General features: G+C 37.7%; 9 protein-coding genes. 6 read left to right on the top strand and 3 right to left on the bottom strand.

What is annotated here, in order from left to right:
- Positions 1-295 precede the first annotated feature (295 nt).
- Together ACFX5U_RS07890 and ACFX5U_RS07885 are read left to right on the top strand one after the other, a co-directional pair.
- Positions 296-1,354, top strand: a complete 1,059-nt coding sequence (locus tag ACFX5U_RS07890; protein WP_400262985.1) for a class I fructose-bisphosphate aldolase — start codon at positions 296-298, stop codon at positions 1,352-1,354.
- Between the two features lie 122 nt (positions 1,355-1,476).
- A complete protein-coding gene (locus ACFX5U_RS07885) occupies positions 1,477-2,409 on the top strand; it encodes a 1-phosphofructokinase family hexose kinase (protein ID WP_400262984.1) in 933 nt (310 codons plus the stop codon).
- Between the two features lie 227 nt (positions 2,410-2,636).
- On the opposite strand, the gene ACFX5U_RS07880 is transcribed toward ACFX5U_RS07885, so the two are convergent.
- Positions 2,637-8,765, bottom strand: a complete 6,129-nt coding sequence (locus tag ACFX5U_RS07880) for an amino acid adenylation domain-containing protein (protein WP_400262983.1) — start codon at positions 8,763-8,765, stop codon at positions 2,637-2,639.
- A 148-nt stretch (positions 8,766-8,913) separates the two neighbouring features.
- On the opposite strand from ACFX5U_RS07880, the gene ACFX5U_RS07875 reads away from it, so the two are divergent.
- From ACFX5U_RS07875 to ACFX5U_RS07860, 4 genes are read left to right on the top strand one after another with little or no spacing between them, the layout of a single operon-like run.
- Complete coding sequence (locus ACFX5U_RS07875; protein WP_400262982.1) at positions 8,914-9,345, top strand: hypothetical protein; 432 nt, start codon at positions 8,914-8,916, stop codon at positions 9,343-9,345.
- Positions 9,311-9,937, top strand: coding sequence for a methyltransferase (locus ACFX5U_RS07870; protein ID WP_400262981.1), 627 nt, complete (start codon positions 9,311-9,313; stop codon positions 9,935-9,937). The genes ACFX5U_RS07875 and ACFX5U_RS07870 overlap by 35 nt, the downstream gene beginning before the upstream one ends.
- A gap of 4 nt (positions 9,938-9,941) precedes the next feature.
- The gene (locus ACFX5U_RS07865) at positions 9,942-10,268 is read left to right on the top strand and encodes an EthD family reductase (RefSeq protein ID WP_400262980.1); all 327 of its coding nucleotides are present in this window, start codon (positions 9,942-9,944) and stop codon (positions 10,266-10,268) included.
- A gap of 45 nt (positions 10,269-10,313) precedes the next feature.
- Positions 10,314-10,970, top strand: a complete 657-nt coding sequence (locus tag ACFX5U_RS07860) for a 4'-phosphopantetheinyl transferase family protein (RefSeq protein ID WP_400262979.1) — start codon at positions 10,314-10,316, stop codon at positions 10,968-10,970.
- A 225-nt stretch (positions 10,971-11,195) separates the two neighbouring features.
- Here ACFX5U_RS07860 and ACFX5U_RS07855 read toward each other — a convergent pair whose 3' ends face one another.
- Positions 11,196-11,864 carry a DUF3823 domain-containing protein gene (locus ACFX5U_RS07855; protein WP_400262978.1) on the bottom strand — a complete coding sequence of 223 codons (669 nt, stop codon included), beginning with the start codon at positions 11,862-11,864 and terminating at the stop codon, positions 11,196-11,198.
- Between the two features lie 16 nt (positions 11,865-11,880).
- Positions 11,881-13,749 (bottom strand): RagB/SusD family nutrient uptake outer membrane protein, encoded by a 1,869-nt coding sequence (locus tag ACFX5U_RS07850; protein ID WP_400262977.1) that lies wholly within the window; start codon positions 13,747-13,749, stop codon positions 11,881-11,883.

Genomic DNA, 13,749 nt, shown 5'->3' with positions numbered 1-13,749 from the left:
TAACCATGCTTTATAAAGATGGACGCATATAATACTAATGCTCAAGATGATCTTTAAATAGCCGCTGATTATTATAAGCCAGAAATCATATCCATTTTCCTCTTCCATAAATTTTATAGCAGGCTTTGGCCAATTAATGCCGAAATTAGGTGATTGCTTTTCTAGCGCTGGCATACAATATAATATTAGAGATTATTGCATTAATTTGTTAACTTTAAATAAGTTAAAGAGCAGGTTAAGATTCAATTCATCCATTATTCACGATATGGATAGTGGATGCAAAAACAACGCGATTATGAACTATAAAGATATTTTATCAGATTTAGGTGCTGAAGCAGAAAATCTTCTAAATTTTAGCACTCCCAAAATTGTAAAGGAGCATCTCCATCTTCCCTCCCCAGAATTTATCGATCAAATCTTTCTGCAAAGCAACCGCAACCCTCAGGTGCTTAAAAACCTTGCAGCACTCTATAATCACGGACATCTAGCAAACACTGGCTATTTATCAATATTACCAATAGACCAAGGAATAGAACATACTGCAGGAGCATCATTCGCTCCAAACCCTTTGTATTTTGATCCCGAAAATATCATAAAGCTTGCCATTGAAGGGGGATGTAACGCAGTTGCTACAACTTTTGGGAACCTAGCAATAATGTCTCGAAAATATGCGCATAAAATTCCATTCTTAGTAAAAATAAACCATAACGAACTACTTACTTACCCCACAAAGTACGACCAAATAATGTTTGGGAGTATAAAAGATGCTTGGAATTTAGGAGCCACTGCTGTAGGTGCTACCATTTACTTTGGCTCAGAAAATTCAAATAGACAAATTGTCGAAGTAGCCGAAGCCTTTGAAAGAGCACATGAGTTAGGAATGCCCTGTGTTTTATGGTGCTATACCCGCAACAATAGCTTTAAAAAGGATAATGTTAATTATGAAGTTGCTGCTGACATTACAGGCCAAGCCAACTATTTAGGTGTTACCATACAGGCCGATATAATTAAACAAAAACTACCTGAAAACAATGGGGGCTTTACAGCGATTAATTTCGCCAAGAGCGATCCTAAAATGTATTCTGAGCTCTCTTCCATGCATCCAATTGACCTTTGCCGTTATCAGGTCGCTAATTGTTTTATGGGTCGAATCGGCCTTATTAATTCCGGAGGAGAATCAAAAGGAGCAAGTGACCTTACAGAATCAATTAGAACAGCAATAATAAACAAACGAGCCGGAGGGACAGGATTAATATTGGGAAGAAAAGCTTTTCAGCGTCCGTTCAACGAAGGTGTTGAACTCCTCAGCGCTATACAAGATGTTTACCTAGACAAGACAATTTCAATAGCATAGTAATCTGTATCAATTGCTACAAATTACACTTTTTGGATAGCCCGAATAATAAAGAACAATCCGATGGTAAATAAAAAAATTGGGCGGAAAATCTATTCGCTTCCACCTCTAGAGAAAAAACAATGTCCAAAATAATTACCATTACATTCAGTCCTTCCGTTGATAAAAGTACAATGATCAGTGCATTGGAACCTGAAAAGAAACTAAAATGCAGTACTCCGAAACTGGAGCCAGGTGGCGGTGGTATCAATATTGCAAGAGTTCTGAAAAAATTGGGAACAGAAGCAATTGCAGTTTTCCCTTCAGGTGGCTATAACGGAACCCTTTTCAATGAATTACTTGAAAAAGAAAACGTTCCATCAATCATTGTAAAAGTACAACACGAAACAAGGGAAAACTTTGTGGTACAGGATAAATCTACAAGGAAACAGTTCCGTTTCGTCATGCCTGCCAATAAGTTGTCGGAAAAGGAATGTAATGCCTGCCTCGAGGCAATAAAAAATATAAATGATATTGATTTTATTATTGCAAGTGGAAGCCTGCCACCCGGCATCCCCATTAAAATTTTAGAACAATTGGCAGAAATATCTAAAATAAAAAAAGCAAAATTTGTTGTCGACACATCTGGACCTGCCTTAAAAAATGTCATGGCAAACGAAGTATTTATGCTAAAGCCAAACCTTGCTGAACTAGCCTACCTATCGGGAAGAAAATCACTGGTAGCCTCGGATGCTGAGCCGGCTGCTAAGAGAATTATCGCATTAGGAAACTGCGAAATTATACTGGTCTCGCTTGGCGCACAAGGTGCATTATTGGTAACTAAAAACCAGTCTTTCACCGTTAAACCTCCTGCTGTATTAGTGAAAAGTACCGTTGGCGCAGGAGACAGTATGTTAGCCGGAATGGTTTACGCATTGTCAAAAGGAAATAATCTTAAAACATCACTTGAATTTAGTGTTGCCTGTGGTACGGCAGCAACTATGAACTATGGAACGTCATTATGCCACAAAAAAGATGTAGAATCGCTATTTAAGGAAATTAGCAATCGGGGTTAGATTTAGTGACATAATCCAATTGAATAGCAGCATCACTTCATTTGTAACAACTTCTTCATCCATCAGGATATTCCACTTCTGACAAAAGCCACTACAAATGATCTGAGATATTGATGTTCTTATTAACTTCCATCCTAAATAAAAAAGGCCGCCTCCATTGCTGTGGAAGCGACCCATTTCAAATAAAATGAATAATCATCTTACGGCATTACTTCCCTTCTTGCGAATTAGACAAAACCATACCCGCCTCTAGAAACTCCGAGATACTTGCAGTATTGTGCTAACATCTCCTTGTCAACTTTAGTAGTTTGGATGTTGCTATCTGTAAGAAATTCCAAAGTATTGGCGATATCAAAATTCGGTGTATTTTGGTGAATTTCAATAATAGATTTATCGTCGTGAACCTTAAATGCAAATAAACTCAACAACGGATAAAGCGGACTATTTTCATCCGATTCCCACAAAGCAACCCATTCTTTATAGGGAACTGCTTCCAATTCCAGTCCCAATTCATTTTGAAGGATTTCGAAAAAATCAATGACCGTAATATTGTCTTCAGGTTTAGGGCTCAAATGAAAAATCTTACCTATAGCTTCGCTATTTTTTGAAATATGCGCTACCGATTTTGCTATAAAGTCTACAGTTACAAATTCTTCTTTCTGCCCCTGTAACATTGGATATTTTTTGAGTTCCATGCACGTTTTAACCAACAATCCCCACCATTGGTATTTAGCAGTTGCACCTGAATTTCCATGGCTAAAAACATATCCCAATCGAAATACAATTATGGGAACACCTTTAGAAATAGCTTGTGCGGCAATTTTTTCCATCACCCATTTACTCTGGATGTATCCCATATCTTTACTAAGATATTTAAACGCCGAGTCTATGCTGTCTAATTCCCTCATCAACTCGGGTTTGGTAAAATAATGTTCCCAACTGTAAACCCCAACAGTTGATAACAACGAAATTTGCTTTAGCTTTTTATAGGTAGCCAATTTAATCAACACCAACAATCCATCCACGTTGGCGGCTTTCATATAGGAATACGGTTGAATAAAATTCACCGCACTTCCAGCATGATAGATTACATCAATAGTTTTCGCCAAATATTCATAGTCCGGTTCAGACAATCCCAATAGCGGCTGTGAGAGATCGCCACACCATATTTTTACACGTTTTTTTTGATCTGTAGAAAGGTTGAGAAGTTGCTCTTCTAAAGCCGAATACAACCGTTCTTCGGCATGCAATCTATTGCGAGAGCGAACTAATACATGCACATCGGCTGTTGATTCTTCTAAAAACTCCAGCAATAAGTGCGTTCCGACAAACCCTGTTGCTCCAGTTAACAAAATATTATTTGGGTTTACAAAGTCCCCTTGTTCTTTTAAATCATTAAGACTTTCTAGTCCTAGAATTTCTCTTTCTGCATCGCGCTTTATCTCCTCACTTAACGGGTCCGTTCCTAAACGATAATGCCCTTCATAGGCATCTCCCCTAGTTGCCATTAATTCGGCTAACTTACGAACAGAATTGTGAACATACAATTCGCTCAAAGAGATTTTCCCCGGATACTCTTCCAAAATACGGCTGTACAATTTCACCAACAATAACGAATGCCCTCCTATACAAAAAAAGTCATCTTCTAAACCGACATTTGCACGCTGTAAGACGTCTTTAAAGATTTGTTGTAAAACGGCTTCTTCAGCTGTAGCTGGGACTTCCGATGCCTGATCGATCTCAAAACTTTCTTCAGCCCATGTTGCCAATACCTTTTTATCTATTTTTCCGTTAGCATTAACTGGAATATATGCTATCGTAATGATTTCAGAAGGAATCATATATGCCGGTAATTTCACAATCAATTCCCGTTGTATATCTTTTCTATTTGCCGTACCACAAATAAACGCCCGAATAGACATCAAAGAGTCATCTCCAGAATAGAGCACTTGTACTACCGCATTTTCAACCCCATCCACTTCCATCAAAGCATTTTCAATTTCGGCGAGTTCAACGCGGTATCCTCTAATTTTAACCTGATGATCTACTCGTCCCATATATTCCATTAATCCAGCACGAGAAACACGAGCCTGATCTCCTGTTTTATACATCCGTTTGTGGTGGTTTTGTTGATCTTTGGGTATGGCAACAAAAGGATTTAAAACAAATTTTTCTGCGGTCAATTCCGGTTGATTTAAATAACCTTGAGCCAGTTGGATTCCCGATAGATACAATTCACCTACCACACCTTTAGGACATAAACGCATGTATTTATCCAATACATACCAACTATTATTGTCCGAGGATTTCCCCAAAGTATTGATGGCATATCCCGATTGAAAAACAAATTTATTCACCGCAACGGTTGCTTCTGTAGGCCCAAAAGCATTGATGAACTTCACTCTATTCTCCCAGAAATTCCGCACAGAAGGAGGGCAGCTTTCTGCACCAGTTGCAATAACCCGGACAGCTGAATAGTCTGTATTTTGCGGCAATGTTGATAAAACAGATGGGGAAATAAAGGGTAAAATACTTATACTGTGTAAACGCAAAAAATCACTGAGCGCTTCTCCTAATATTTTATTGTTTGGATACAAGTGTAAAGTTGCCCCCTTTGTTAAGGGAATCCACAGATCCATAACAGATCCATCAAAGTTATATGGAGAAAATTGTAGCGTGCGATCTCTACTTTCTATACCGATAAAATCTCCGTATTCCATCACAAAATTACTTATCGATTCGTGTTTTATCAAAACCCCTTTAGGAGCACCTGTAGTACCTGATGTATGAATAACATAAACTAAATCCAAAGGTGTGTGGGTGTTTACATAGCTATTGAGCAACGGTAATACCTCTTTGTTCGATAAGAGGTGTTCGATGTATAAGACCGAAGTGCCGGTTCGACTGGCGAGTTCTGTATATACCTCTGAGCTGATAATACATGGAGGAAGCGTGTCTTTTAAGATAGCATGAATACGTGCTTCTGGATAATTTATATCTAAAGGAACATAGGCAGCTCCTGCTTTTATAATTCCCAACAAAACAATCACCCTTTCGATGGATTGATCGAGTAAACAAGCGACAAACATCCCTTTTTTAATCCCTATCGACATCAAATAATCAGCTACTACACTAGATTTATCATCTAATTCTTTATAACTGAGGTGCTCACCAGACAACGCCAAAGCAATTTTATCGGGTAAGGCATGTACTTGTTCTTCAAATAGCCCTACTAGGGTTTTCTTTGGTGTTACAGGTTTTGAAAGTTGTAAAGGAACTTCCCTTATAACGATATCCCCAATCTTATCTTTTGGCTTTTTGACAATTGCACGCAATATACTTTCGTAGTCCCGCGCAAAATCGGCTATCGTTTCTTCGCTAAATAAATTATCGGCATATTCGATCACAACATCTAAAGAATTTCCATTAGGAATGATTTCGAATTGCAAATCAAATTTGGATTTTCCATTAAACATCCATTGGGGTTTATTGTCTACCACATCATGAGATTCTATTTTCTTATCAGGTTCTTCTTGCAAAATAAAGACGGTCTGAAACAACGGATTGTAGCCGTTCATCCGGTCTTGAACAACATGTTGGACAATAGCTTCTAAGGGAACATCTTGATACGAATACACCAAAGGAAGCATGTGTCGAATGTCACGTAAGTAGGTTGCATAATCGGGATTCCCGTTTATTCGAAGACGTATCGGTAACATATTGACAAAATATCCTATGGTTTTTTCAATAGCAGCATAAGTTCGATTTGCAACCGGAGTTCCTATACAAATATCATCTTGTCCAGTATGATACTGCAACAACAGACCAAATGCAGATAATAGTGTCATATAAAGAGTGCTATGTTCTTTTATGGACAATTGCTCCAGGTCTGTCCGCAATGTGTCGGTAATGACAAAACGATGTTGTTTCCCTGATATTTGTGGCTGCTGAGACCGACTATAATCATATGGCAACTGCAGGATGGGGATTTCCTCAAGGTATTGTTTCCAAAAATCCATTCCCCTTTTATCAACTTCAAACTCTTCTTTGTGATGCTGCCAAAAGGCATAATCTCGATATTGCACGAGCGACTTATCAGTAGTACTAACTAAATTCTTTGTGAGCAATAGTTGGTATTCACGATTAATTTCTTCCACCAAAATGGACAGAGACCAGCCATCAACAGCAATATGATGCGCCACAACATACAAGTGTTGCCCTTTTCCTGCATTTGTCATGAGGAACGCCCGCAACATAAAGTCGCACTTTAGATCAAATGGCATTTCCAGTGCCTCTACAATATCAAAAGAAGAAGAAACATGTTTCATTTGCCAATAGTCAGCTTCAAGTACCGTTTGATATGGAACTTCACGCTCTTCATGGATTACCGTTCTCAAAATACGATGCCGTTGTACCACACATTGAATAGCTTTTTCCAAAATATTAGAATCTACATCATCCTTTATGTTATATTGAACTCCGATATGGTAAGGAAGACTTCCTGTCAATCGATCTAAAAACCATAAACTTCGCTGCTGAGCAGAAAGAGGTATTGGTCCGTCTGGTGCTAAACCAATGTTGGTATGAAGTGTTTCAGTCCATTCTTTTTCCTCAATGTAGTTCGCAAATTCCCGTATCGTAGGGTATAAAAAGAGATCGGCTATTTGAGTGTCAATATGCAATTGATTTCTCATCGCAAAAATAAGCTTATACGAAAGAATTGAATTGCCCCCGAAGTGAAAAAAATTATCATCAATACCGATAGTTATCATCCCTAACTTGGAGGACCATAAATCTGCCAACTGCTGTTGCAAATCCGATTGAGGTTCCACATAAGAAGTTCGAAGCTCGTGATTTTCATTAACATCAAGTTTTAACAAGAAATTCCGATCGATTTTACCGTTGGAAGTCAGCGGAAATTCTTCAAGATGAATAAAAGTAGAAGGAATCATATATGCCGGCACTTTTTCAATAAGATAATTTCGAAGTGTCTCTGAGTTTACTACTCCTGTAGTCGTATAAAGACAGCACATACTTTTATCCTCTTCCCCCTTTACAATAATAGCACAATTAACTACCTGTCCAGATTTACGGAGCAACTCTTCAACTTCAGAAAGTTCTACGCGAAATCCTCTTATTTTGACTTGAAGGTCGGCACGTCCGATAAAGACATAGTTTCCATCGGCCAATTGCGTAACAATATCGCCTGTCTTATACACTCGTTTTGTTTCTCCATTAGACAACGTAATCCTAATAAATCGTTCTTCGGTAAGTTTTGGTTGATTGAGATAACCCTTAGAAACTTGTACATCACCTATATGCAGCTGCCCCTGTTCTCCAACTGATACTTCATTCAGCTGCTCATCCAGCACATAAAAAGATACTTGGTCAAAGGGTTTACCTATAGTAGTTATTGGATGTGTATCTGAGCACTTAAACATACAGGTGACGACAGTTGTTTCTGTAGGTCCGTACATATTAAATAGATTTACTTGGTTCTTCCAATAACTAATCACCTGATCAGTAGGCGCCTCTCCGCCAGTGAAAACTTTTTTCAATTTTCCAATTTGCTTGCCCATAGGAAGGGTTGCTAAAATGGAAACGGGCAGATATGGCAATATCGTAATTTGATTTTGAACGATAAAATCGAGTAAAGGTTCACCAATAATCCTATTATCCGGATAGAGATATATGGTTAGACCATTACACAATGGAGCCCAAAGATCCAATCCTATACCGTCAAAATTGGATCCAGAAATCTGAAGTACAGAGTCGTTCTCATTCGCATTCAAATGTTGGTTAAAATTGTTTACAAAATTTCCTAATCCGCGATGCTCTGCCATCACTGCTTTGGGAATTCCAGTACTACCTGAAGTATAGGCTAAGTACGCCAATTGATTTATGTTTGAAAATACAATATGATCTCCAGGTCGATTTTGAATAGCCTTCTCCGTTTTCTCATCATCAATAATGATTATCCTGCCCTTAAAAAAAGCACATTTATCAACTAATGCCCCAGTAGTAATCAGGATTTCCACTCCCGCATCTTCTGCCATCAATTGCAATCGCTCGTCAGGATACAAAGGGTCCAGTGAGACATATGCATTTCCAGACTTCCAAATTCCTATCATACCAATCACCCTTTCGATGGACTGATGAAGACAAAAAGCTACAGCTCCTTGGCTCCCCACTTTAATCTCCAATAGAAATTGGGCCAATTGATTTGATTTTAAATGCAACTGCTCATAAGACATTTTTTGATCCTTAAAAATTAAAGCCGTTTTTGAGCCTTTTTTTAAAACCACTTTTTCCAATAAGCCAAGTACAGTTGGGGATATGCTTGAATGTTCTATCATAATTTAGGTTGTTATTAGATTAATATGAAATTATCATCAATACAAATAATATATTCAATAATACAAAATAAATCCTATATTGTATTATATTTATCTCAAAACCACTATATTAATTAACAATTAAATTAACTTTATATTAATCAATAATATGACCAAACCAATTATTCAACCTGAAGCAACCTTTAAAATGTATGAGCTGATTAGCGGTTACTGGATTGCCTGTAGCATACATGCATTAGCACAATTAAACATCGCTGATTTCTTAGCACATGGTCCTAAAACGATTGATGAGCTTTCAAAAATTTCCGATACCCATGCCCCTTCGCTATATCGATTACTTAGAGCAGTAACTAGCGTAGGTATTTTTGAAGAAACAGTCGATGGAAAATTTCAAATCAATGCCTTGGGAAATGCGTTACTAACCGATACAGCAGGTTCAGTAAAACCTTGGGCATTGGCTAATCTAGGTGAGCACTTCCCCGCTTTTGGAAATCTTGCCTACGGTATATCTACAGGCAATGTTCCATTTGATCAAGTTTCACGGCATGCCAGTCTGGGACTACTACAAAACCCACCCTGAAGCTGCAGAAAACTTAACCAAAGCTATGGCAGGAGTTTCCGGAGCGGTAATTGAAGGTATTACTGAACATTATGACTTTTCTCCTTATAAAACCCTCGTCGACATCGGAGGAGGTAATGGTGCCTTGATGTTTGGTGTTTTACGAGCCAGCCCAAATAGCGAAGGTATTGTATTTGATGAACCATATATTATCGAACAAACCAAATTAAATATACCCGAGAATTTAAAAAATAGATGCTCCGTTGCTGGGGGTAGTTTTTTCGAAAGCTTGCCAAAAGATGCTGATCTGTACATGACAAAGTGGGTTTTACACGATTGGAACGACGAACAGGTACTTCAAATATTTGATACATGCTTTAAATCGATGAAAAGCGGCAGCAAATTGCTCATTATAGAATCGGTATTACCCGATGAAATCAACTCCCCTCATGCTGGAAAATTATTAGATATCAATATTTTTGCCATGACCAAAGGAAAGGAACGCACCGTTAGTGAATTTAAAAACTTAGTGGAACGCGCAGGATTGCGATACAATCGTTTAATCCTGACAAACACCGAATTGTCAAGCATAATTGAGTGTGAAAAACCTTAAGCTGATGATTAAAATAACGATTTCCTACCCCGTAAAAATGGAGAGCTGGTTTGATATGGACTACTACCTCAATAAGCATGTTCCGCTGTCAAAATCCGTTTTTTCAGATGTGTTAAAAGGTATCACCATCGATTGTATGACAGATGAAAATCATCGGATTACTCAAGTAACTGGTGCCTTATATTTTAAGAATACAGCTGATTTTTACAATAATTTTTTACCTGCGCAAGAAATGTTAACACATGATGCTATTCAATATACCGATATCACACCCATTTTACAGATAAGCGAAATCAAACTATGGCACACACCTTGGGAAATTGGAATTTAATATAGCGAATAAGGCTAGCTGATAACTATACCGCAACTATATAAAATGAGGGATACCACGATACACTTTACAAACATTTCCGGAGAAATAACTTTTGAACACTTTGAAAGTTATTTAAAAAAGTTGCCTTTAAATGAACAATCAAGGATTTTACAGTATCGTAATTGGCACGACCAACTGAGCTGTTTATTGGGAATTGCCTTGATTGTTCATTTTGTTTTCAAAGGAGAAATCTCCGAGTTAAAAACTTTAAAAGTAAATAATTTTGGTAAACCGTATACCCATAACGACGTCTTTTTTAATATTTCACACGCCGGTGATTTTGTGATTATGGCCGTCTCCAAACAATTCGAAATGGGTATAGATCTTGAAAAGATGGCTAATGTCACACTATCAGACTTTCGAAATCAAATGACAGAGCTGGAATGGAAACGCATAGCAAATTGCACATTTAATCAAAAGAAGGCATTTTATGATTATTGGACCCAAAAAGAAGCCGCTATCAAAGCTGTGGGACAGGGACTCGCGATTCCTCTCCAATCGTTTGAAATAATCGACCTTAAAACTGTTATTTACGGTCACAACTATTATCTAAAAGAGTGTTATATAAACAAACAATATTGTTGCCATATAGCCACAACAGATCAACATTTAAATATTTCCAGCCCTATTTATATAGAAAATATTTACTTGATAAGTTAAAATGATTGATTAGTTCTAAAAATGAAATATTTCTCAAATAAATAAGATATTAGACCATAGTAAGCACTAGTTTTAAATAGAAAAGCCACATCGCTTGACATGGCTTTTCAATGGGCGTATATACATACAACTGTACAAGCCCTTTATTTATGCTTGATTTCATTACCCTCATGAAAAGAGCGTGACTCTTAGGTTTCTACGCTACAAAATCATCGGCAAATGGTCTTACTTAATTTTTATGACTTCAGAATAAACAGCTTGGTCACCAGCATTTGCGCGTACGCCAATTCTTGCAAAAAGAGGTCCATCCCCACTCAATTCCTTTAACTGACTAAGATCCTCAGATAAGCTAACCGAGGTTGCACCATCTTTATAATCTTTTCTGAAAATATTTGTTCCATCATCCACAAAAGCAGTTCTACTGACAAGCAGCATATAATAATCGACCGTTGCATTATCAAAAACTTTATTTATCGTAAAGCTACTAGATAGTTTTTTATCACTACCTAGTGATATTTTTGCATTTTCAATGGTGTAATACGGGATAACTTCATAATTTACTTCGATATTTCCCTTCAATTCAAATTGTACGGTATCGGTGTTGTTTAACCATGGACCATTATTATTTGTACCGATCAGTTTATATTTACCATCAAAAATCTTAACCTTAAAACTACCATCCTGGCCCACATACACCTGCACAGGTGCCTTCAGTTGAAAGCCTTCCTGATAAAGTTGTAATTTTACTACTTCTCCAGTTCCTCTGACACCAATAGGCTTTCCTTTATAGCTAACCGTACCACTTATTGTAGACGTAGGTTCATCGTAGTTATCTTTACCACAAGCTATAAAGAGTAGCGATAGTACAGTCATCATAATCAATATATTTTTCATATCTTTTGATTTTAAGTTATTGATAAGGATTTCTAACAATTTTCGGATTATTATTTATCCAATCTTGATGGATAAAATTGTAATAATTCTTCATTTGAAAAAACCGAGGATTAGGTGAATTAGAAAACGGTTGTTTATCAAAAACCCATTTCCCATGATTCGGATTGCCTGGTGCTACCACTTTATAAGGAAATAATGCATACTGTATGGCATCCGGATTCTGTGTCGAACCATTCCATATTTTATCAGCCAATCGCCATCTCTTCAGATCCCAGTAACGATGATCTTCAAATGCAAATTCCACTCTTCTTTCTTGCACCAGATCATTTAGAGACATGTTCGTCAGAGCGTTTAAGCCCGCCCTAGACCTGACCTGATTCAGATAACCTATTGCTTTACCTTGATTACCCAATTCGAATGCAGCCTCGCTCGCAATCAATACAGCCTCAGCAAATCTAAACCGAGGGAACCACATCTCACTATTTCTTCCTCTAGTTGAAGCACCCGGAGTTTCATCTAAAAATTTCCGAAAGAAAAAACCAGATTTATTCACATACTGCAGATTTGAGGTGATCGGACCATTAGTTGACGTAATTAGACCATTTCCATCACTTGTACCTGGCTGCCCAATTTTAGTAACATAAGCTCCACCCTGTAAGATCTTTTGCCCTGCTTGTAGTGTCACCACCTCACCTTTAAATAGTGAGCCTGGTAAAATAATAGATCCCTCCAATCTTGGATCCTTACCTTGAAAAATAGCCAATGGAGTATCATAGAAGATATAATTACCTTGATTATCCTTATTCTTGAGAACACCATCTCTATCATTGATATATTCAAAGTCTTCTACTAAATTTAAAATCGGACCTGCGTAAGCACGATCGATATCTTCAGCATGAGATGCTGGGATATTATTTTTGGTAAAATCAACAGTTTGTCCTGGGTACTTATAATCTCTTGCCCAGATCACTTCAACATTATTCTCCTTTATATTTATTGCTTCGTAAAAATTACGACTTAAGTCATCCGGTTTTTTAAGACTTAATTGGTATTGACCACTATTGATTACCTGTTCGGTTGTGGCAAGTGCTGCTTCATAAAATTTCTGTGCTTCCGATGCCGGTATACCCACTTCTCCACCAGTCGTTTTAATAGGGTTGGCCATTTTATTGTTATAATTGGCCAATGACCCAGCATATACCGCTGCCCTAGCTTTGAGCATCAATGCCCCCCACTTATTTATTCGAGCGGCATTTATCGTCGGACTATCACCTAAATGTTCATTGATTTCATCAATCTCTTTCATGATATAGGTGTAGACCTCCGATTCTGTAGAACGGGCATATTGAAGAGCTGTAATATCTTTCCCGGGTGAGTATTCAAATACATCATCCCCCACTATTGGCATACCACCTAGACCTCGGGCCATATTAAAATAGGTCCAAGCCCTTAAAAATCGTGCTTCGGCTTCGTAGCTTAGTTTCTTCTCAGCACTTAGTGCATTTGTACTCCTCAGACCCACTAAAAACTGATTGATATTTCGAATGAGTGTATAATCATAGATCCGCCATAAATCGTCGGCATAATCTCTAATATTATCAGGACCTCCGTCTGATTTCCCAGCCTCATCTAAAATGGTATAGCCATAGCCGTTTGACGTGTTTTGTCCCCAATGAACGCGTTGGTTTGGGTTCGAAGTGCTTTGGCTCTCCTGCATACGTCCATAAAAATTCGCTAGAACAGAATTAATCATGATCTCATCGCCAAACACCTGTTCATCAGTTATTATTTTATCCGGATCTTGATCAAGTATATCGTTACAACCCGTGGACAGCAACCCGACAAGAGCCAATAATATAAATTTATTACTAAATAACTTTTTCAT

It is taken from the genome of Sphingobacterium sp. SG20118 (genome assembly GCF_044740685.1).
Classification (GTDB): Bacteria; Bacteroidota; Bacteroidia; order Sphingobacteriales; family Sphingobacteriaceae; genus Sphingobacterium.
This window is presented reverse-complemented; position numbering and strand designations above follow the sequence as displayed.